This is a genomic window from Marinobacter gelidimuriae, assembly GCF_000372805.1.
Lineage (GTDB): Bacteria > Pseudomonadota > Gammaproteobacteria > Pseudomonadales > Oleiphilaceae > Marinobacter > Marinobacter gelidimuriae.
The window spans coordinates 92777-112705 of the sequence record NZ_KB889875.1; the positions used below are offsets into that span (position 1 = coordinate 92777).

A 19929-nucleotide genomic window follows, 5' to 3' on the forward strand; every position below is an offset into this window, starting at 1 on the left:
ACGGGGGCGTTACTACCGCTGGCGGTAAGCGTCTAGCAGTGCTTGGCCGTCGCTGCCGGCGCGCTCAAGCCATTCTTCGGTCATGGTTTTGCCGATTTCTTGCAGGTGTTCGACCAGCTGCGCAGAGGGCTCCGACACGACGATGCCGTTATCTCGCATGATCTTGATTTTGGCATCGGTTTCTTCTTTGCTGGCGTCCCATCCGCGCTTTTCAGCGACTGCTGCGGCGTCTTCCAGCGCTTTTTGGGCCGCTTCAGGCAGACTGCGGAAAGCTTTGGCGTTCACCACAACCATGTTCTTCGGCAGCCACAGCTGGGCGTGGTTAAAGTGGCTGAGGTAATCCCAGGCGCGGGTGTTGGCGCCGGTCGACGGCGACGTAATCATGGCGTCAACACGGCCGGTGCCAAAGGCGGTGGGAATGTCCGGCACTTCTACTTGGGTAGGGATTGCGCCCAGCAAGTCGGCCAGCTGCTCGCTGGATTTGTTGTAGGCGCGCATTTTCACACCTTTCAGCTCTTCGCCATTTTCAATTGCGAACTGGGTATAAATGCCCTGTGGTGGCCAGGGCACCGCAAACAGCAGCTTCAAACGCTGACTTTCCAGGCGCTCCGCCAGTACGTCTTTAGAGGCCAGCCATAACTTCCAGGCCTGATCGTAATCACTGGCGAGATACGGCACCGAGTCGACTTCAAACAGCGGGTCTTCGTTGGCCAGGCGCGACATGATCAACTCGCCAATAGGCACCAGCCCGCGGCGCACGGAGTTCTTGATTTCCGGGTGTTTGATCAGCGAGCCACTGCTGTGCACCGTGATGTTCAGTTCGCCGTTGGTGGCGTCGCGCACATCATCAGTAAATTGGCGGATGTTCGCGGTGTGGAAGTTGGAATCGCCATAGGGCGTGGGCATGTCCCATTCGGTGGCTTGTACTCCGCTTACCATAAAGCTGAGCGTGGCGGCTGCCAGGGTGGCACTAACGTGCTTTAGGCTGAAGCCTTTTTTAACGGGTAAGTGAACGGTTTGTATGGAGAGTGGATAAGGGATAAATTTGTTCCCGCGCTTGTCACCACTTATTACAGCTACCACTCGCTACAGCCACAATTTATAACAGCTACAAGCCTGGAGGCTCACATGCTATTGAATTGCGATATCGGTGAAAGCTACGGCGCCTGGACCATGGGTCTGGATGATCAGGTCATGCCGTTTATTGACCAGGCCAACATCGCCTGCGGGTTTCACGCCGGCGACCCGCGAGTTATGTTCAATACGGTGCGCCTGGCGTTGCAACACGGTGTCACCCTTGGGGCCCATCCGGCGTATCCGGATATTCAGGGGTTTGGTCGTCGGTCTATGGTGTGTGCAGCAGATGAAATTCACACCATGGTGTTGTATCAGGTGGGCGCGCTGGCGCAGATCGCCGCGGCCCAGGGTGGCCGGGTGAGCTATGTAAAGCCCCACGGCGCGCTATATAACGACATGATGCGCGACGAGGTGATACTGCGAGCAATCCTCGATGCGCTGGCGCAATCGCCGCAAACCTTGGCGTTGATGGCCATGACCACAGCGGACAACCAGCGCCTGAAACAGCTATGCGCGGAATACGGCGTAACGTTGCTGCTGGAAGCCTTCGCCGATCGCGCCTATGACAGCGCCGGGTATTTGGTTTCGCGCAGCCAGACGGGTGCCGTGCACCACGATTCCAGCATAATTGTGCAGCAGGCACTGGCCTTTGCCCGTGGTCAGAGCATTCAGTCGACAGAAGGCAAAGCCTTGCATCTGGAAGCGGACACGCTGTGTGTGCACGGTGACAACCCTGAGTCTGTGGCAGCTGTGCGGGCCATTCGTGACGCGTTCAGGGAGCTGGGGTGATGCAGTGGCGCTATGACATCAGCGGTATAGATACCGTTACCCTGCATTTTGGCCGGCGTATCGATGCGGCTCTGGTTGCCCCGATTCACCGTGCGGCAATCGCTTTAAAAGCAAGCCTGGGCGCGCGACTGCTGGATGCGGTGCCGTCTTACACCACTCTGCTGTTGCGTTATGATGTGTTACAGGACGACCTGGCCAGCCTGATGGGGCAGGTGAGTGAAGTGCTGAACCAGCTGCCCGATGTTACCGAAGACGTTGATGCTGAATTAGAGATTATTGAAGTTCCAGTGTTTTATCACCCCAGCGTCGGGCCGGATCTGAAGCGCTTGGCGCAGCGTGCAGGTTTCAGCGTGGAAGAGGTTGTTCGCCGCCACAGCGAGCGCCTTTACCAGGTATTCGCCATTGGCTTTGCCCCGGGTTTTGCCTACCTGGGCGAGGTGGCCGAAGAGTTAAGTGTGCCCCGGCTTGCCAACCCGCGAGCAAAAGTGCCGGCGGGTACTCTGGGTATCGCCGACACCCAAACCGCGCTTTATCCCATAGTGTCGCCTGGCGGCTGGAATCTGATTGGCCGTACTCCTTTAACCCTGTTTGATCAGTCTCGCGCACAGTCCAGCCTGCTGGAAGCCGGCCAGACAGTGCGCTTCCGCCCGATAGCACAAGACGAATACCTTGAGCTTGGCGGTCGCCTTGACGATTTGCCCTGGGGCATGGAGCCAGGTTTGGAAAAGTCGTGACTCACTCCAGGCTTGGTCTGTTGATTGAAAAACCCGGCTTCCTGAGCCTGATTCAGGACGCCGGGCGTCGCGGAGTAATGCACCTGGGGCTGGCCACGGGCGGGGCTATGGATCGCCACGCCTGGGCCTGGGCAAACTACCTGTTGGGTAATTGCTTTGGGGCGGCGGCTTTAGAGATCACCTTTGGTCAAGTGGAGTTTGTCAGCCAATTGAGCACTAGTATTGCCATTACCGGAGCAGAGGTGACGGTCACGGTGAACGGCGCCTCGCAGCCGTTGTGGGCTACGCTGTCGTTGAAAGCCGGGGACAGGGTGGCATTGAGTGCACCCCGCGCCGGGCTTCGCAGTTATCTAGCCGTTGCCGGTGGTTTTAGCGTTGCTGTAGGTTTGGGCAACAGCTGCGCTACACTGCACCGGGAGAAAACCGGAGGCCTGCATCGCGATGGGCAACCGTTAAAAGCCGGCGATCTGCTGCCCTGTGAATCCCAGTCCCAAAACCCGCCATTGCAGCGCCAAGTGCCCATCGACTGGATACCCGATTACCGCGAGGCGCTCATTCTGGATGTGATTATGGGGGCACAGATAGAGCGTTTCCCCTCCAGTTCCCTAGAGTGCTTCTTCACTCAGCTTTATACCTTGAGCCCGCAGAGCGATCGCATGGGCGCAAGGTTAAATGGCCCGGCGCTAGAGGTGTTTGGCGAACGCCTGATTTCTGAAGGCATCAGCCTGGGTGCGGTTCAGGTGCCGGCCAATGGTTTGCCAATCATTCTTCTGAATGATCGCCAGACCATTGGCGGCTACCCCAAGCTTGGGGCTGTAACGCCCCGCAGTCTGGATGCGCTGGCTCAGCGCCAGCCGGGCAGTCAGCTGCAGTTCCGCCCAGTGGTCCTGTATGAGGCCCAAAGGCGTGAAAAGGCCTTCCTGAATTTTTTTAACAAGACCCTTTAGTTCATTGTTAAATATGAAAATTTTCTGAGTCTTTTAAGGTTCTGTGTTACCACATGAGATCGTCCGGGATCTCATAGCCGGCGTAAGGGTCATCGTCGCCGAGGTCGTCTTTCGTGCGCTCGTGCAATACAACAACGGCCTGTGCGTCCCGTTCCTGGATTTTGCGTGCTACGCCCTCGGCGACAATCTCGTATTCGCCACTGACGCAGATGATCGCCAGTCGGCCGCGGGCCAGCTGGTCGACCATTAGGTCGTCCACATACATTTTCTTGATTTTCTTGTCGTGAACAAATTGGTAAGAGGTTTCGCCGTGACTGCGGTTCAGTCGGTTGGTTTCCACTAATTGGCGGATTTGAGCCTGTATGGCCTTTTTTTGGGCCTCAGCCTGGCGCTGCTGATTTAGTTGACGGTCGCGCTCGGTTTTTTCTTCTCGCGCCTGCTGTACTCGCTGCTCGGCTTCATTTACCTGCACCGCGCCCTTGGGCTGCTGTTTGCGCTGTTTGTGCTTTTCATTACGAATAGCTGTGGCCTTTTTTTTGTCGGCCAAGCCGGCTTTCAGTAACTGGTCCTGCAGGGACGCCATGGGGTAACTCCATTAATTGGTAAGAAACTCTGCTATTATTCCACTAGCCTCAGTATACGCCCTCGCGTTTACCTTCTTAACCAGCAACTGCTGATTCCGGGATTTTCTTGTATGCCTTCCTTTAAAGACCTTGAACTGTCTGCCGCCATGCAGGCCAATCTTGTGCGCCTGGGTTTTACCGAACCCACCGACATTCAGGCGCGGGCCTTGCCCCATTGCCTGGCGGGTCAAGACGTTATTGCCTTGGCGCACACCGGCAGCGGCAAAACCGCAGCCTTCGGTATTGGTCTGATTGAGCATGTCAAACCCAAGCAGTTCTCGGTACAAAGCTTGGTACTGTGCCCCACCCGGGAGTTGGCTGACCAGGTCGCCAAGGCTTTGCGGGAACTGGCCCGTGCCCGCGACAATATAAAAATACTCACCCTGTGCGGTGGTGTGTCGATTGGCCCTCAGATCGGCTCGCTGGCCCACGGTGCTCATATAGTCGTGGGTACACCAGGGCGGATAGCGGATCACCTGCAAAAAGGCACGCTGAAACTGGATCGTGTGCACACCGTGGTGCTGGACGAAGCTGATCGCATGTTGGATATGGGGTTCCAGGAAGCAGTGGAAAACATTCTTTCACACGCGCCGGCACAGCGCCAGACTCTGCTGTTCTCAGCCACTTGGCCCGAATCGATTCGTAAACTCAGCGCCGGTTTTCAGCGTGAGCCGGTGGATGTGCGGGCGCAAACCGAGAAGATGAACAGTGATATTGCCGAGGTGTTCTACGAAATTTCTGGCAATCAGCGGACCCGCGCCATCGTGGCTCTGCTGTCGCAGCATCAACCCACATCCTGTCTGGTGTTCTGCGCTATGAAACATCAGTGTGACGAGCTGGCGGCCGAGCTGTCCCAGCAGGGCTTTTCGGCGCTGGCGTTGCACGGCGACCTGGAACAGCGCGACCGCGATAGCGTGCTAGTACGCTTTGCCAATCAAAGTTGCCAGGTATTGGTGGCCACCGACGTAGCGGCTCGCGGGCTGGACATAAAATCATTGCCATTGGTTGTAAACGCCGAGCCGGCGGGTGATCCGGAAATACACACGCACCGCATCGGTCGTACCGGCCGCGCCGGGGAGCAGGGGCTGGCCGTTACTCTGTGCAGCCCGTCCCAGGGCCACAAAATCAATCGCCTGGAAAGCGAGCGCGGTGCAGCGGTCACCTGGGGCGATAGTGACCCATTACTGGCCACCGTACCAAAACCGGTGAAGCCGCTGATGAAAACCCTGTGCATAGCCTCAGGCCGCAAAGAAAAATTGCGCCCAGGTGATGTGATGGGCGCTCTGACCGGCGATGGCGGCTTGCCTGGTAGCGCCGTTGGTAAAATAAATGTGTTTGAATTTCAGTGTTTTGTAGCCGTGGAAAGCCGCCATGCCGGGCGTGCGCTGGAACAGTTGGAGCGCGGCAAGGTAAAAGGTCGCAAGTTGCGGGCACGCTTAGTCTGATGATGGGATGTTCGGCGGGGGAATGGGTGGAAAAATACCCAAAAATACTTGGAAAGTCCGTATGGCCATTTGTATTCTGGTTGCTGATCACCTATTAAACCGGTAAATTACGCAGGATTTTGCATCCCGGTTTCATTGAATAAAGCGCCGAATCTATGGCTTGTCGGTACGGATTCCCGGGGAAAAGTCACTAACCAAGACAGGTAGCTATTCGTTATGAATGAGCTGATGACCCAAGCTGTTGATTTGATGATTGCGGGTATGGGTTTTGTATTTGCGTTTCTGATCGTGCTGGTATTCGCAACGTTGATCATGTCTAAGCTGCTGAACCGGTTTACCGCGCCTGAGCCGGCAACTCCGGCCCGAACGTCTCGCGCCAAACCCAAGGCGCAACCGTCGGTTGATCCCGACATCGCAGAGGCGATCAAACAGGCGGTTGCTCAATTCCGGTCGCGTCACAAAAAGTGACCCGGTAAGCGATTTAAAACCTTTAAAGAGAAGGCTGACACGATGACAGACATTAAAAAACCGCTGGGGATTACAGACGTTGTACTGCGTGACGCCCACCAGTCATTGTTGGCCACCCGCATGCGGCTTGACGATATGCTGCCAATCGCCGAGAAACTCGATAAAGTCGGTTTCTGGTCGCTGGAATCCTGGGGTGGAGCCACTTTTGATTCCTGTATCCGTTACCTGGGCGAAGACCCGTGGGAGCGTATTCGTGAATTGAAGAAAGTCATGCCCAACACGCCCCAACAGATGTTGTTGCGTGGCCAGAACCTTCTGGGCTACCGCCACTATGCGGATGATGTGGTAGAGCGGTTTGTTGATCGTGCCGCTGAAAACGGCGTGGACGTATTCCGCATTTTTGATGCGATGAACGACCCCCGCAACCTGGCCTCGGCCATCAAGGCCGTGCGTAAAACCGGCAAGCACGCCCAAGGCACCATTGCCTATACCTCCAGCCCGGTGCACACCATCGAGATGTGGGTTGAGCTGGCGAAGGAAGTCGCGGATATGGGCGCGGACTCCATTGCCATCAAGGACATGGCGGGTATTCTCAAGCCCTATGTCGCCTTTGATCTGGTTAGCCGCCTGAAGAAAGAACTAGATATCCCGATTCACATGCAGTGTCATGCGACCACCGGTATGTCTACCGCCACAGCTATCAAAGCAGCGGAAGCTGGTATTGATAATGTGGATACGGCGATCTCCTCAATGAGTATGACTTACGGCCATTCGCCCACCGAAGCCGTGGTTGCGATTTTAGAAGGTACGGAGCGTGACACCGGTTTGGATCTGGTGTTGCTGGAAGAAATTGCCAGTTATTTCCGCGAAGTCCGTAAGAAGTACGCCAAGTTTGAAGGCAGCCTTCGGGGCACCGATTCCCGCATTCTAATTGCTCAGGTGCCGGGTGGCATGCTGACCAATATGGAAGGCCAGCTCAAAGAGCAGAACGCCGCTCATAGATTTGATGAAGTACTGGCTGAAATTCCCAAAGTGCGTGAAGACTTGGGCTTCATTCCGCTGGTAACGCCTACCTCGCAGATTGTCGGCACCCAGGCGGTACTGAACATACTGACCGGTGAGCGTTATAAATCTATTTCCAAAGAAACGGCTGCCATCCTCAAAGGCGAGTACGGCGCCGCGCCTGCGCCGTTCAATAAAGAGCTTCAGGAGCGGGTTCTGGATGGCAAGGAAGTGATTACTTGCCGCCCAGCCGATCTGATTGACTCGGAAATGGACAAACTGACCGACGAGCTGAAAAAGCTGGCGGAAGAGAAAAACTTCAAGCTGGCTGACAACGCCATCGACGATGTTCTGACTTACGCGCTGTTTCCGCAGATTGGCCTGAAATTCCTTGAAAATCGTGGCAACCCGGACATGTTCGAACCGATTCCGTCGGCGGATGACGTGGCGCCGGCGAAAAAAACCTCTGGTCCGGATACCTACACCGTTGAAGTAAAAGGTAAAAAATACGTGGTAGCGGTGTCTGAGGGTGGCGAAATCAGCCAGATTCAGGCAGAAGGCGGGGCTGCTTCGGCACCTGCGGCCGCTGCACCGGCACCGGTTGGCGGTGGCGATCCGGTTAACGCGCCTTTGGGCGGTAACATCTTCAAGGTTCTGGTTTCTCCCGGCGATGCCGTGGAAGAAGGCGATGTGTTGATCATTCTGGAAGCCATGAAAATGGAAACAGAGATCCGCGCACCGAAAGCCGGTACCGTCGGTGAAGTCTTCATCAAGGTCGGTGATGCCGTCGCTGTTGATGATGAAATGCTGACAATCGCATAAGGGCCAGCATTCCATGGATGAAATATTAACGTTATGGACAGGCAGTGGCCTGGCCAACATCGCACCGGGACAGGTCATCATGATCCTGGTCTGTCTGGGGCTTCTGTTCCTTGCGATCCGCAAGGGTTTTGAGCCATTGCTGCTGGTGCCAATTGGCTTCGGCGGTATTCTGGCGAATATTCCTGAGGCAGGGCTGGCTCTGTCGGCGGCGGAAAATGCCATTCATGCGGCCAAACCGGAAGTGTTGGCGTTTTTAGCCGGCGCTTTGGATGTGGCGTACCAGGCCGGACAAGATGTTACGCCAGAAATAAAGTCGGCGTTCAAGGCCGCTTATAGCTCGGCGAGTCCAACGGAGCTGGCTATGGTAAATAACCTGGCGGCCGACGTGGGCTACGGCAACGGCATGTTGCACAACTTCTACCTGGTGATTATCGGCAGCACCATCGGGCCGCTGTTAATCTTCATGGGCGTGGGCGCAATGACCGATTTCGGTCCGTTGCTGGCCAACCCGAAAACCCTGCTGCTTGGTGCAGCTGCGCAGTTTGGTATCTTTGGTACGGTTTTGGGTGCGGCTCTGATGGACTGGCTGGGTATTCTGGACTTCACCATCATGGAGGCGGCAGCGATTGGTATTATCGGCGGCGCCGATGGCCCAACGTCTATCTACGTGTCTAGCGTATTGGCTCCGCACCTGCTGGGTGCGATTGCGGTCTCGGCCTACGCCTACATGGCTCTGGTGCCGCTGATTCAGCCACCCATTATGAAAGCGCTGACCACGCAGAAAGAACGCGCCATCAAGATGTCCCAGTTACGCCCGGTGAGCAGACGCGAGAAGATCGTGTTCCCGTTGGTGGTGCTGATTGCGGTGGCTTTGTTTCTGCCAGACGCAGCTCCGCTGCTGGGTATGTTCTGCTTTGGTAACCTGATGCGTGAGTGTGGTGTGGTCGAGCGTTTGAGCGACACGGCACAAAATGCGTTGATCAACATTGTCACCATCTTCCTGGGCCTGTCTGTAGGTTCCAAGCTGATCGCGGACAAGTTTCTGGATGGCCAGACTCTGGGCATTCTGGCACTGGGTATTGTGGCGTTTGGTGTGGGCACAGCAGCCGGTGTGTTAATGGCCAAATTGATGAACAAGTTCACCAAGGAGGCAATTAATCCGTTGATTGGTTCTGCTGGCGTATCGGCGGTGCCCATGGCAGCGCGGGTATCTAACAAGGTGGGCCTGGAAGCCAACCCGCAAAACTTCCTGCTGATGCACGCCATGGGCCCGAACGTGGCCGGTGTTATCGGTTCGGCGGTTGCAGCTGGCGTAATGATCAGGTTGCTTAGCTGATCGTTCTGTTGCTGTTCCGGAAACCCCGCCCGGCCTTAGCTTGGCGGGGTTTTTCCGTTTTTGGCGGTTCACTTGGAAGTACGAGTCGGTACTGACTCGAGTTACCGACTTTCACGACCGGATGTTAACCGGTTTAGAAATTGCGGGTTGCTAAAGTCCTTCAATGCCCGTTCAATTTCTTCGGGCGTATTCATCACAAAAGGTCCGTATTGCACCACGGGCTCTTCAATAGGGCAGCCGCTGAGTACTAGCATGCCTGCGCCTGGGGCGCGGGCATGCAGTTGCAATGTGTTGCCTTTGGCGTAGATGCCCAGTTGCCGCGCGTCGATCAAATCTGTCGCGCCTTGATAGACATACACCAGTGCAGGGTTATCGGCATTGAAAGACAATTCAACGGTTTCATTGCCAGCCAGGTGCACATCGACAAAAATAGGCTGGGTTGAAATCTCTGGCAGCGGGCCTTGCTGTAATTGTCGATTGATTGTTACGGAACCTGCGATAACACGAGCCATCCCGCCGTTAGATAGCGGCTGCTCGGAAACATCCGCGCTAGCAATTTCCTGATAAGCCGCGGGCTTCATTTTTTCAGCGCCGGGCAAATTCAGCCAGATTTGAAAACCGTGCAACAGGCCGTGCTCCTGCTCAGGCATTTCCGAGTGAAGCACGCCTGCGCCCGCTGTCATCCATTGCACATCACCGGCGCTGATAACGCCCTCATTGCCCATGTGGTCGCGGTGGCGCATGCGCCCAGCTTTCATGTAGGTAATGGTTTCAAAACCGCGATGGGGGTGTTCAGGAAAGCCGCCAATATAGTCGGCAGCATCGTCGGAGTTGATTTCATCAATCATCAAAAAGGGATTCAGTGCCTGATGCAGGCGCTGACCCGCAAGTCGATGAATTTTGACCCCGTCACCATCTTGGGCAGGGCGGGCTGTTATAACTTGAAGTAATTCTCTCATGGGTTTTCTCCAATTCCTTCCCGGCCATGGGCGGCGGCAAAATTCTGTGCTGGACCCACGGGGATAATTCCCGTGGGGTTAATCATCAAATGGCTCGCATAATAATGCGTCTTGATATGCTCAAAGCTGACGGTGTCAGACACACCAGGCATCTGGTATAGCTCGCGCACATAACCACTAATAGCTGGGTAATCGGCCAGTAACTGACGGTTGGTTTTAAAATGACCAAAATACACAGCATCGAAACGAATCAAGGTGGTAAACAAACGCCAATCGGCTTCCGTCAACTGGCCGCCCCCCAGATAACGCTGCCGGGCTAACAAACCCTCGACCCAGTCCAACGAATCGAACAGGCTATGGTATGCTTTTTCATAGGCCTCTTGGGTGGTGGCGAAACCGGCTCGATAGACGCCGTTGTTGATGGTGTCGTAGACACGGTCGTTCAAGGCGTTGATCCGCTCGTGTAACGTATCAGGGTAGTAATCTGTGGTGTTGCCCGTTAAAGCATTAAACGCCGTATTGAACATACGGATAATCTCTGAGGACTCATTGCTGACAATGGTTTGTGTTTGCTTGTCCCACAAGACCGGCACCGTAACGCGGCCCTCATAGCTGGAATCCGCCTTTAAATACAGTTGATACAGAAAGTCCAGACCGTAAAGCGGATCCTTCATCTCCCAGCCATTTTTAAGCATCACCGGATCGACCACGGTGACATCAATATAATCCTGCAACTGCTTTATTTGGCGAAAAATCAGTGCGCGGTGTGCCCAAGGGCAAGCCAGTGACACATACAAATGGTAGCGGCCTTTCTCGGCCTTGAAGCCGGGCTCCCCGTTTGGGCCGGCTTTGCCATCGGGTGTCAGCCAGCTTCTGAAGCGACTGTCCTGACGGCGAAACTCACCACCGCTGTTGCCGGTGTCGTACCACTGGTCAACCCATTGACCCTTTTGTAACAGACCCATTATGCGGCTCCCGTAGATTCATTGGCTGAATAGGTCGACATTAAAGCGTCAACTTATTGTTTGCCCTGCGCAATCACTTGGTCTGGCGTTCCTTTGGATCCACTGGCATCGATATGAAATACCTCACTAACACCTGCACGACAAATGCTATCGATCCATTGCTTCAATGTGGCCGGAATTCTGAAGTTGTACATCGGCGCCGCTAGCACTAGGGTATCGGCGTTTTTCAACTCACCAATCAATTGCTCTGACAAGATAAATTGAGCCTGTAAGCTGGCCCGATCATGCTGACTAATGGGTGTATCGTTTACTGAGTCAGTTGCCTTTGCAGTAAACGATCCGCACTTAGGCTGCCAGCGCCTCTGAACACCAGGGCGACACTGATCGCCAGCAATGCCAGGCCAAATTCGTAACCGTTATTCGACATAAACAGCCCATTTTCCAGATGAACAGTGACGATCGCGACGAACATTGTGAGCGCCAGCATTAAAGCCGCTGGACGAACCAGTAAGCCTGTAACCAGCAACAAGCCCCCAAAGAATTCTGCACTACCGGCCATTGCCGCCATAAGCATACCTGGCTCAAGTCCGATGGATGCCATCCAGCCAGCGGTGCCTTCCAAGCCATAACCGCCAAACCAGCCAAATAATTTTTGCGCGCCGTGGGCGGCAAATATGACGCCTGCGCCGAGGCGAAGGGGGAGGGTGTCCAAGCCAGTATTCGTGGCGGTTAACTTGCTAATGAGTGCTTTCATGTTATTTCTCCAAATCTAAAATTGCTGGTTTGTGTAGGTGATGGAGCTATTGTAAGGGTTGTGAAATTCTTAATAAGAGCTAATATCCGTTTAGAACGTTCTAAATATTAGAACAGTTATTTTGGAGGCACAATGGCAAAGAACCCAATTACAATAGAGGTTCTGGAAACACTGGATGCCATAGACCGGCGTGGAAGTTTCGCGAAAGCGGCTGAAGAGCTGAACAAAGCGACGTCGGCGGTTTCCTATGCGTTACAGAAACTGGAGGATCAGCTGGGTATTGCTCTATTCCAGCGTCAGGGGCGCCGTTCGGTGCTAACGTCAGCCGGGCGACTGATATTGGTCGAGGGCAGGGAAATACTTCAAGCCACCGCGCGACTGGCGAACAAGGCAAAAGAAGTGGCCACGGGCTGGGAGCCACGCATTAGCATCGCTGTAGAGTCACATCAGTCCTATCCGGCCTTTTTCAGCGTGTTGGGCGAATTTCTCAAGGCGCATTCCACGGTTGAAATCGATGTCTGTGAGTCAGTGCTGAATGGCGGGTGGGAAGCCCTTGAGCAAGGCTGGGTAGATTTGATTGTCGGGTCACCCGGGCCAGTCCCGCTGCAAAAAGGGTATCGAGCGGTACCCTTGGCCCGTGCCGACCTGGTGCCAGTCGTGGCCTCTCACCATGAGCTGGCAAACGTAGCGGCTAATGCTGAAGCTTTGCAGGGGCGCTTACCGGAAGTCCGGAGGGTTATTACGCATGATACGTCTGTCGTTGACATTACCCGAAGCGCAGGTTTAAGCAGCGACGGCAAACATTTCTACGTGCAAAACATAGATCAGAAAGTTGAGGCAATAGTGGCGGGAATAGGCGTAGGCCATCTACCGCGACAGCGCATTCAAAACCAACTCAATAGTGGCGAGCTTGTAGAGCTTGCGCTAAATGAGCGCTCCACTTTCGAGTATTATCTGGCGTGGAAAATCAGTCACAAGGGCAAGGGGTTGCAATTGTTGACTCAACGATTGGCAGCCGTATTTGGTGAGACGTGAGTACCAAACGCATCCTCTGTCGTTTAAGTTTTTAGTGAAAATTACGCGTAACTATTCAGCTCATATCCACCATGATCATTAAAATAGAGTCTCATCGGTATCCATAAACGCAGGGTTTTTACCCTGAAAGAGTAAAGCCAGAGCCTCTGTGGCTGATACCCCCTGCTTACGACACGTTGACAGGTAACTGCGAACGCGACAAAAGATCTTCGCCCCCGCCATGGATCGAAAACAACCGGATATTTTNTGCTGCACTTTCGTCATGCGCAGGTCATTCTCCCCCTGATTGTNGGTNAAGGGGACGTACTCGACATCCATAAAACGCAGNACGTCGTGCTCAAAGTTGCGCAACCTTTCCAGCAAGTTTCGGGCTTTTGATCGTTTNAGCCTGCCTCGTTTNCCNNCCTCTCGCTGGCTCNTATCGGGNGGTGGACATTCGATATCTGCCTCTTCGAGACGTTGTCGATAGCGCTGTCGCCACCGTTCAGCGTCAGTGGCTGGCAAGCGGCCACCGGCATCCGCTACCGTTGTGTTCATATTGATCAGCAGTACTTTCATCGCCTTGGCCCAGTGTTGATCGTCCTGCTCCCATGCCCTCTCCAGCTCCCGAAGGTGGTGCGCATTGCACAGGGAATGGGTGCACGCGTAACGGTAGTACGGCTTCCAATGATCGTGACACAGCACCCCGCTGAAGAAGGGTAAGACGCCCATCTCGTCCATGGCCTCGGTGCCACGCTTGGTGTGGGGGTAGAGCTAATTAGCGCAAGCCTGGTGGCCGGCCCTTTGTCACTGCCAACATCCTGATATAAGCACCGTGTCGAATGAGTTGTGAATATACTGGCAAATGGCTATTGGTTTTCGCATCCGATAGTTGTCCAATACACTCTTTGCTGGCAATACACACAGATTCTGCAATAACCGGGTGATAAAAACACGCATGTTTCATGAACTGAGTTTAGGCGGAATGCTGTTCAGTCCTTTGGTAGTGCTGGGGCCACTGGCGTTTTTGATGACCATGGCCACTCGTTGGGTGCTGCACAGGCTGAACTGGAGGCGTTATATCTGGAAAGATGCCTGGTTCGATGTGGGCATTTTTGTGTGTTATCTGGCGCTGACTATTTACTGGGTGGGAGACTGAAGCGGACTTATGGGAAAACTATTACGTATTGGGGTTACTTTGCTGGTGGTTTTTGCGGCCATATTGGCCGGCAACTGGATATGGAATCACTATTTGCATTCGCCCTGGACCCGCGATGGCCGTATTCGCGCAGATGTCATTACCGTAGCGCCCGACGTGTCCGGCTGGGTAACCCGTCTTGAGGTCAGCAACAACCAGCTGGTTAACAAGGGTGACTTGCTGTTTGTGATTGATGAATCCCGCTATCAGGCAAAAATTGCCGAAGCCGGCGCTTACCTGGCGCAAAAGCGCAGCGCCTGGGAATTGGCCCAGCATCAGTATCAGCGCCACGAAGGCTTGAGCGGCCGCCAGACTATTAGCGACGAGAATCTGGAAACCTACCGCATTCAAACCGAGTCTGCCAAAGCCAGTTACGAGTTGGCTCAGGCTCAGCTGGCAACGGCCCGTATTGACCTGCAACGCACCCGGGTAACGGCGCCTGAAACCGGCACCGTTAGCAATCTCAGCCTGAGCGAAGGCAACTACGTGAACCAGGGCCAGCCGGTGGTGTCTTTGGTGCAGAAAAGCTCGTTTTACGTGACCGGTTACTTTGAAGAAACCAAGCTTCAGAAAATCCACGTTGGCCAAAATGCCCGGGTAACACTGATGAGCGGCGGTGAAATGCAGGGCAAGGTCGCCAGTATTGCCCAAGGCATTGCCGACACCAGCGTTAGTAGCAACAGCCAGTTGTTGCCACAAGTGCAGCAGGCGGTGAACTGGGTACGCTTGGCCCAGCGCATACCGGTGGATATCACTCTGGACTCACTGCCGCCAGGCCTCAATCTTAGCGCCGGTATGACGGTTTCAATCTATCTCGACACCGATCAGTAATATGCAGCTACACCCCTGGCTTGCACAGTTTCTGATGCCCGACAAGCACGCGGTGATTTTCGCCATTAAAGGCCTTATCGCCATGGCCATGGCGCTGTTCACCTCCATGTATTTGGGGTTGGAGCGGCCTTACTGGGCCTTGGTCGCCGCTATTTTTCTACAGATCCGCCCGGAAAGCGGGATGGTAATCGAAAAAGCCCTGTGCCTGATTCTGGGATCACTGCTGGGGGGCGCCGTCGGCATCCTGATACTGGCGCTGCTGATACCTTACCCGCTGCTGGCACTGGCCAGTCTGGCTTTGTGGGTGAGCCTGAACTCCGCGGCCGCGGCCATGGTGCACAGCAAAAACTTTATCTATGCCTTTGCGATGGCCGGCATGACCGCTGCTCTGGTGGTGATTCTGGTGATGGCCAATGCCGAAGCCGCCAGTAGCAAGGCCGTGTTTGATATTGCCCAGGCTCGTATCAGTGAAATCACCGTGGGCGCGGTGTGCGCCATGTTGGTCAGCAAGCTGCTGTGGCCAATGATGGTGAAAGACCAAATGCGCGACGACGCCCGCACGGTGATTAACAGAACCCTGGAAAATCTGACCTTCGAGCTGGACCCGCAAAGCTCCCACGACCAGCGTCATCACAGCGCTGAGCAGATTCTGGAAACCCTGGTTGCGCTGGCAGACGACTCCAGCGCCGTGGTGTATGAAAGCCCGGAGGGTCCGGGGCGCAGTCGGGCTGCCAATCTGTTCAGCAACAAGGTGCTGTCGCTGGTAGCGCTGACCCAGATTCTGGGCCGTTTCCATCGTAATCACGATGACCTGCTGTCGCCAGCGTTTCGCCAGATGCTGGATACCATGCGCACCCATTTTCGTCTGGTTGTTGCGACCGGTAACTATGAGGAAGCTTACCGTCTGGCGCAGGCCTTGCGACGGCAGTTGCTGGAACAGCGGTCTGCGTTTATAGACGAGTCTGCGATCGTTACTCGCCTGGCAGGCACGGCCTTAGAGCTGGCATCAGATCTGGCCGTGGTGTTGCGGGCCTACAACGCTCTGGAAAATCCCGACAACACGCTGTTGAAGGCCCCCAAGCTGTCCACTCATCGGGACCCTCTGTTTGGCGCCATCAACGGTTTCCGTACTGGAATGGTGTTTCTTTTTGGTGCCACCGTCTGGGTGGCCACTGCCAGCCCATCGGCTATTTTAATGATGATTATACCGGTGGTTTTTTCGGTCACTTTTGCGCGCTTTTCTTTGGCCTTTCTGAAGGTTTTTCTCCGCCGCCTGCTATTGGGCGTGGTGGTCTCGGTACCGGTGGCGCTGGTGTTCGGACTGGCACTGCTATCACAAAGCAGCGGGGATTTTGAAATTCTGATACTGGTATTGGCCGGGCCTTATTATATGGGTCTAGTGGCGCTGGCCAACCGCGAAACCTTGCCTTACGGCCTGGGTTTTTGTATTCCCTTTGCGCTGATTATTCAGCCTGGCAACAATATGACATTTAACGCCGCAGACGCCGCCAACAATGCGCTCGGCCTGCTGGTAGGTATTGGTGCGCTCTATTGGATATTTCAGCTGATTGCGCCGCCCGATAGCCAATTGATGAAACGACGACTGTTGCACGCAACGGCACGAGATCTGGTGGATATAAACAACCATCCCACGCCGGAACGCTGGTACAACGGCCGCATGGGCGAGCGCCTGCTACGGCTGGCCAATTACGATCAGGAAAATAAACGCAGCGAGCGCTTTATGACCGACCTGGGTTTTACCGGCCTTAACCTGGGGCACACATCCATACGCCTGCGCAAACTGGTTCATAAACGGCGTGGACCGTTGGTAGATGCCGAATTGCGTAATTGGCAGCAGGTGCTGGCAGACACCTACTTAATGAGTTCTCGTGGCGAATTCAATCCCGGGTTCCGCGAAGCCAGCGACCGTTTGTTGCAGGCTGTACATTCGGTGGACTTGCCAGATCAACAAACGGTTATTATCGAGGGTATGTTCGAGCGCATTGCGCTCACATTTGAACGCACGGCGCACACTGTGGCGAGCCTGACCAAAACCTGACGGACGTGTTTATGGCGTAATCGCTGTTTTGATTTTTCCAAGGCTTAAAAACCTTGTGCCGATGACGTACTGCGCCTGGGGTCTGCACCCCCATAAAGCGTGCCATCTTCGCCAATCATGATGCTCTGAATAGCGCCCATAGCCGAGTCTGTGACCACCGTGTGGCCCTTGCTTTCCAACAGTTTCACTGTGTCGGCACTAATACCTTGCTCTACACGAATCTGATCTGGCAGCCATTGGTGATGAATACGCGGCACACTGACGGCGCTTTGTATGTTCATACCGTGGTCAATCACGTTCATGATTACCTGCAGAGTCGTGGTTATGATGCGCGAGCCGCCAGGGCTTCCGGTCACCAGAAAGTTGCGACCGTCTTTGCGCACCACAGTAGGCGACATGGAACTGAGCATGCGTTTGCCGGGTTCGATCTTATTAGCTGCGCCGCCGATCAAACCGTAAGCGTTGGGCACGCCTGGCTTGGCGCTGAAATCGTCCATTTCGTTATTCAATAAAAAACCGGCGCCGGCCACGGTAATGCCTGAACCGTAACTGAAGTTGATGGTGTAAGTATTTGATACCGCATTACCCCAACGGTCTACCACTGAAAAATGAGTGGTTTCAGGGCTTTCATAAGCCGCAGGCTGCCCCGGTTTTATCTCGCTGGCCGGGCGGGTTTTTTCCGCGTTGATTGTGCCGCGTAACTCTTCTGCATAGCCCTTGCTGATTAATCCCGCCACAGGCACATCCACAAAGTCGGTGTCGCCCAGATATTGCGTGCGGTCGGCGTAGGCCAGTTTCATGGCTTCGGCCATGTGGTGAATGGCGCTGGCGGAGTTGTGGCCGAATTCCGCGATGGGGAGCCCTTCCAGAATATTCAGAATCTGCACGATGTGAACGCCGCCGGAGGAGGGCGGCGACATGGAGTAAATGTCGTATCCGCGATAAGTGCCGTGTACCGGTGTGCGGACGGCAGGCTTGTAGCCGGCCAGATCAGCCTCGGTAATCAGGCCGTCGTGCCGGGCCATTTCTTCAGCAATCAGGCGCGCGGTTTCGCCTTTGTAAAAGCCGTCAGTGCCCTGATCGGCAATGCGCTGCAAGGTTGCTGCCAGTTCCGGCTGGCGAAAGCGTTCGCCGGGCTGCCAGGCTGAACCGTCTTCTTTATAAAAGGTTTTCAGGGTGGCCGGCCAGCGGGTCATGCGCTCGCGGGCCTGCTCCAGCCCTTCGCTGAAGCGCCGCGGCACAATAAAACCGTCACTGGCCAGCTTAATTGCCGGCGCCAAAGCCTGCTTCAGGCTGATGCTGCCGTGGCGTTCCAAGGCCAGAGCCAGTCCGGCCACCGTGCCGGGCACGCCTGCAGCTTTGTGGGTAAAGCGGCTGCGGTTTTGTACCACTTTGCCGTCGTCGTCCAGGAACAGATCTTCGGTGGCTGCTGCCGGCGCGGTTTCGCGGTAGTCAATGGCTTCCGGCGCGGCGCCATCACCCGGCGCTATCAGCATAAAACCACCGCCGCCAATATTGCCGGAACGGGGTTGGGTAACGGCCAGGGCGAAGCCGGCTGTGACCGCGGCATCCACCGCATTACCGCCGTCTTTTAATACCTGCAGCGCGACTTCGGTGGCCAGGGTGTGGCTGGTAGACACCATGCCCTGGGTAGCGGTTACCGGGTTAAAGCGTTCGCCCTCTAGAATGGCATCGGCGTGGGCGCCGTAACTGACAGCCAGACTGGTGCTAATAATTATTAACCGGGTACTAATAGCCATCAACTTGGTGCTAATAACAAAAGCACCCAGCACGGTGGCTTTTAATCGCCCTGAGTGGGTGTTTGAAGCTGTTTTTGAATCGGGTGCCTGTAGGTGGCTGTACATGCGTTAGCTCCTCGTTTCCAACGTTCAGATAAGCTATCATAGCCCGTCATTTTCATTGGTGCGTAATGTCGTTAGCTTGATTTTAGGTTGCGGCTTTCCCCAACGTATCCGCTTTCCCGCGTTTGAGTTAAGGAAAGGCTGTCATGGAGCATACCTACCGTCTTGTGATTTCCTGCCCGGACGGGGTGGGAATCGTCGCTAAGGTGAGTAATTTTTTGTCCACCTATAACGGTTGGATTACCGAAGCAAGCCACCATTCTGACACCCACAGTGGCTGGTTTTTTATGCGTCACGAAATCAAGGCCAACTCGATTCCTTTTGGTCTAGAGCAGTTTCGCGCAGCGTTTGAGCCCATCGCCCGCGAGTTCAGTATGAACTGGCGCATCACCGATTCGGCGCAGCCGAAAAAAGTGGTGCTGATGTGCAGCAAAGAATCTCACTGCGTAGCTGATCTGCTGCATCGCTGGCAAAGCAAAGAATTGAACGTCGAAATTGTAGCAGTGGTGTCCAACCACGACGATCTGCGCCGCATGGTGGAATGGCACGACATCCCTTACCACCACGTGCCGGTCAGCAAAGACAATCGCGAGGAAGCCTTTGCCCACATTGAAGACCTGTTCGAGCAGTACCAGGTCGACGTAGTGGTGCTGGCGCGCTACATGCAGGTTCTGCCGCCGGAACTGTGCGCCAAATACGCGGGCAAGGTGATCAATATTCACCACAGTTTTTTGCCTTCGTTCGCTGGCGCCCGCCCTTACCACCAGGCTTACAGCCGTGGCGTGAAGCTTATCGGGGCTACCTGTCACTACGTGACTCAGGATCTGGACGAAGGCCCGATCATAGAGCAGTCGGTGATTCGCATCACCCACCGCGATACCACCGACGACATGGTGCGCCTGGGCAAAGATGTGGAAAAAAGTGTGTTGGCTCGCGGGTTGCGCTCGCATATTGAAGACCGCGTGATCACTCACGAAAACAAGACCGTGGTGTTTGATTAACAGTCGCCCTCAAAGCCCCGGGAAGGGTGCCTGTGTGGTATAC

Annotated in this window: 19 protein-coding genes and 1 pseudogene; 12 read left to right on the forward strand and 8 right to left on the reverse strand. The window is 55.0% G+C overall.

Annotation, left to right across the window (positions count from 1 at the left end; all coding sequences use genetic code 11):
- Window positions 1-12 precede the first annotated feature (12 nt).
- Window positions 13-1083: a TRAP transporter substrate-binding protein gene (locus tag A3OI_RS0106695; RefSeq protein WP_018403531.1), complete on the reverse strand. Its 1071-nt coding sequence runs from the start codon at window positions 1081-1083 to the stop codon at window positions 13-15.
- Window positions 1084-1128: 45 nt separating this feature from the next.
- On the opposite strand from A3OI_RS0106695, the gene A3OI_RS0106700 reads away from it, so the two are divergent.
- From A3OI_RS0106700 to A3OI_RS0106710, 3 genes are read left to right on the forward strand one after another with little or no spacing between them, the layout of a single operon-like run.
- Window positions 1129-1866, forward strand: coding sequence for a 5-oxoprolinase subunit PxpA (locus tag A3OI_RS0106700; RefSeq protein WP_018403532.1), 738 nt, complete (start codon window positions 1129-1131; stop codon window positions 1864-1866).
- The gene (pxpB, locus tag A3OI_RS0106705) at window positions 1866-2600 is read left to right on the forward strand and encodes a 5-oxoprolinase subunit PxpB (protein ID WP_018403533.1); all 735 of its coding nucleotides are present in this window, start codon (window positions 1866-1868) and stop codon (window positions 2598-2600) included. The genes A3OI_RS0106700 and pxpB overlap by 1 nt, the downstream gene beginning before the upstream one ends.
- A complete protein-coding gene (locus A3OI_RS0106710) occupies window positions 2597-3547 on the forward strand; it encodes a 5-oxoprolinase subunit C family protein (protein WP_026224043.1) in 951 nt (316 codons plus the stop codon). The genes pxpB and A3OI_RS0106710 overlap by 4 nt, the downstream gene beginning before the upstream one ends.
- A 46-nt stretch (window positions 3548-3593) precedes the next feature.
- Here A3OI_RS0106710 and A3OI_RS0106715 read toward each other — a convergent pair whose 3' ends face one another.
- Window positions 3594-4130: a DUF2058 domain-containing protein gene (locus A3OI_RS0106715; protein ID WP_018403535.1), complete on the reverse strand. Its 537-nt coding sequence runs from the start codon at window positions 4128-4130 to the stop codon at window positions 3594-3596.
- A gap of 111 nt (window positions 4131-4241) precedes the next feature.
- Between A3OI_RS0106715 and dbpA the strand changes: the two genes are divergently transcribed.
- From dbpA to A3OI_RS0106735, 4 genes are all read left to right on the forward strand, one after another.
- Window positions 4242-5615: an ATP-dependent RNA helicase DbpA gene (gene dbpA / locus A3OI_RS0106720; protein ID WP_018403536.1), complete on the forward strand. Its 1374-nt coding sequence runs from the start codon at window positions 4242-4244 to the stop codon at window positions 5613-5615.
- A gap of 216 nt (window positions 5616-5831) precedes the next feature.
- The gene (locus tag A3OI_RS0106725; RefSeq protein ID WP_018403537.1) at window positions 5832-6083 is read left to right on the forward strand and encodes an OadG family protein; all 252 of its coding nucleotides are present in this window, start codon (window positions 5832-5834) and stop codon (window positions 6081-6083) included.
- Window positions 6084-6125: 42 nt separating this feature from the next.
- The gene (gene oadA, locus A3OI_RS0106730) at window positions 6126-7907 is read left to right on the forward strand and encodes a sodium-extruding oxaloacetate decarboxylase subunit alpha (RefSeq protein WP_018403538.1); all 1782 of its coding nucleotides are present in this window, start codon (window positions 6126-6128) and stop codon (window positions 7905-7907) included.
- Between the two features lie 13 nt (window positions 7908-7920).
- Window positions 7921-9243 (forward strand): sodium ion-translocating decarboxylase subunit beta, encoded by a 1323-nt coding sequence (locus A3OI_RS0106735; protein ID WP_018403539.1) that lies wholly within the window; start codon window positions 7921-7923, stop codon window positions 9241-9243.
- Between the two features lie 101 nt (window positions 9244-9344).
- On the opposite strand, the gene A3OI_RS0106740 is transcribed toward A3OI_RS0106735, so the two are convergent.
- The 4 genes from A3OI_RS0106740 to A3OI_RS0106755 are packed head-to-tail and all read right to left on the reverse strand — an operon-like array spanning window position 9345 to window position 11921.
- Entirely contained in the window at window positions 9345-10202 is an 858-nt protein-coding gene (locus A3OI_RS0106740) for a pirin family protein (RefSeq protein WP_018403540.1), read from the reverse strand.
- Window positions 10199-11167 (reverse strand): glutathione S-transferase family protein, encoded by a 969-nt coding sequence (locus tag A3OI_RS0106745; protein ID WP_018403541.1) that lies wholly within the window; start codon window positions 11165-11167, stop codon window positions 10199-10201. Before A3OI_RS0106745 ends, A3OI_RS0106740 begins: the two co-directional genes overlap by 4 nt.
- A gap of 53 nt (window positions 11168-11220) precedes the next feature.
- Window positions 11221-11574 carry an NAD(P)H-dependent oxidoreductase gene (locus A3OI_RS24265; RefSeq protein WP_407635516.1) on the reverse strand — a complete coding sequence of 118 codons (354 nt, stop codon included), beginning with the start codon at window positions 11572-11574 and terminating at the stop codon, window positions 11221-11223.
- A complete protein-coding gene (locus tag A3OI_RS0106755) occupies window positions 11475-11921 on the reverse strand; it encodes a DoxX family protein (protein ID WP_018403543.1) in 447 nt (148 codons plus the stop codon). The genes A3OI_RS24265 and A3OI_RS0106755 overlap by 100 nt, the downstream gene beginning before the upstream one ends.
- Before the next feature lie 132 nt (window positions 11922-12053).
- On the opposite strand from A3OI_RS0106755, the gene A3OI_RS0106760 reads away from it, so the two are divergent.
- Window positions 12054-12956: a LysR family transcriptional regulator gene (locus A3OI_RS0106760; RefSeq protein WP_018403544.1), complete on the forward strand. Its 903-nt coding sequence runs from the start codon at window positions 12054-12056 to the stop codon at window positions 12954-12956.
- Between the two features lie 78 nt (window positions 12957-13034).
- On the opposite strand, the pseudogene A3OI_RS19530 reads toward A3OI_RS0106760, so the two are convergent.
- Window positions 13035-13706: pseudogene (locus A3OI_RS19530) on the reverse strand (IS66 family transposase); the annotation flags it as partial.
- A 187-nt stretch (window positions 13707-13893) separates the two neighbouring features.
- Here A3OI_RS19530 and A3OI_RS0106770 point away from each other — a divergent pair.
- From A3OI_RS0106770 to A3OI_RS0106780, 3 genes are read left to right on the forward strand one after another with little or no spacing between them, the layout of a single operon-like run.
- Window positions 13894-14094 (forward strand): DUF1656 domain-containing protein, encoded by a 201-nt coding sequence (locus A3OI_RS0106770; RefSeq protein WP_018403546.1) that lies wholly within the window; start codon window positions 13894-13896, stop codon window positions 14092-14094.
- Between the two features lie 9 nt (window positions 14095-14103).
- Complete coding sequence (locus A3OI_RS0106775) at window positions 14104-14964, forward strand: efflux RND transporter periplasmic adaptor subunit (RefSeq protein ID WP_018403547.1); 861 nt, start codon at window positions 14104-14106, stop codon at window positions 14962-14964.
- Window position 14965: 1 nt separating this feature from the next.
- Entirely contained in the window at window positions 14966-17023 is a 2058-nt protein-coding gene (locus tag A3OI_RS0106780) for an FUSC family protein (RefSeq protein ID WP_018403548.1), read from the forward strand.
- 44 nt (window positions 17024-17067) lie between these two features.
- Here A3OI_RS0106780 and ggt read toward each other — a convergent pair whose 3' ends face one another.
- Window positions 17068-18888, reverse strand: a complete 1821-nt coding sequence (gene ggt / locus A3OI_RS0106785; RefSeq protein WP_018403549.1) for a gamma-glutamyltransferase — start codon at window positions 18886-18888, stop codon at window positions 17068-17070.
- A 143-nt stretch (window positions 18889-19031) separates the two neighbouring features.
- Here ggt and purU point away from each other — a divergent pair, with 143 nt between their 5' ends.
- A complete protein-coding gene (purU, locus tag A3OI_RS0106790) occupies window positions 19032-19886 on the forward strand; it encodes a formyltetrahydrofolate deformylase (protein ID WP_018403550.1) in 855 nt (284 codons plus the stop codon).
- Window positions 19887-19929: the final 43 nt, after the last annotated feature.

Excerpts from the sequence above, each read along its gene's own strand:
- oadA (WP_018403538.1), top strand. The coding sequence starts at position 6,126 with ATGACAGACATTAAAAAACCGCTGGGGATTACAGACGTTGTACTGCGT.
- purU (WP_018403550.1), top strand. The coding sequence starts at position 19,032 with ATGGAGCATACCTACCGTCTTGTGATTTCCTGCCCGGACGGGGTGGGA.
- A3OI_RS0106775 (WP_018403547.1), top strand. The coding sequence starts at position 14,104 with ATGGGAAAACTATTACGTATTGGGGTTACTTTGCTGGTGGTTTTTGCG.
- A3OI_RS0106780 (WP_018403548.1), top strand. The coding sequence starts at position 14,966 with ATGCAGCTACACCCCTGGCTTGCACAGTTTCTGATGCCCGACAAGCAC.
- A3OI_RS0106770 (WP_018403546.1), top strand. The coding sequence starts at position 13,894 with ATGTTTCATGAACTGAGTTTAGGCGGAATGCTGTTCAGTCCTTTGGTA.
- A3OI_RS0106760 (WP_018403544.1), top strand. The coding sequence starts at position 12,054 with ATGGCAAAGAACCCAATTACAATAGAGGTTCTGGAAACACTGGATGCC.
- A3OI_RS0106700 (WP_018403532.1), top strand. The coding sequence starts at position 1,129 with ATGCTATTGAATTGCGATATCGGTGAAAGCTACGGCGCCTGGACCATG.
- pxpB (WP_018403533.1), top strand. The coding sequence starts at position 1,866 with ATGCAGTGGCGCTATGACATCAGCGGTATAGATACCGTTACCCTGCAT.
- A3OI_RS0106715 (WP_018403535.1), bottom strand. The coding sequence starts at position 4,130 with ATGGCGTCCCTGCAGGACCAGTTACTGAAAGCCGGCTTGGCCGACAAA.
- A3OI_RS0106745 (WP_018403541.1), bottom strand. The coding sequence starts at position 11,167 with ATGGGTCTGTTACAAAAGGGTCAATGGGTTGACCAGTGGTACGACACC.
- A3OI_RS0106725 (WP_018403537.1), top strand. The coding sequence starts at position 5,832 with ATGAATGAGCTGATGACCCAAGCTGTTGATTTGATGATTGCGGGTATG.
- ggt (WP_018403549.1), bottom strand. The coding sequence starts at position 18,888 with ATGTACAGCCACCTACAGGCACCCGATTCAAAAACAGCTTCAAACACC.
- A3OI_RS0106740 (WP_018403540.1), bottom strand. The coding sequence starts at position 10,202 with ATGAGAGAATTACTTCAAGTTATAACAGCCCGCCCTGCCCAAGATGGT.
- dbpA (WP_018403536.1), top strand. The coding sequence starts at position 4,242 with ATGCCTTCCTTTAAAGACCTTGAACTGTCTGCCGCCATGCAGGCCAAT.
- A3OI_RS0106735 (WP_018403539.1), top strand. The coding sequence starts at position 7,921 with ATGGATGAAATATTAACGTTATGGACAGGCAGTGGCCTGGCCAACATC.
- A3OI_RS0106755 (WP_018403543.1), bottom strand. The coding sequence starts at position 11,921 with ATGAAAGCACTCATTAGCAAGTTAACCGCCACGAATACTGGCTTGGAC.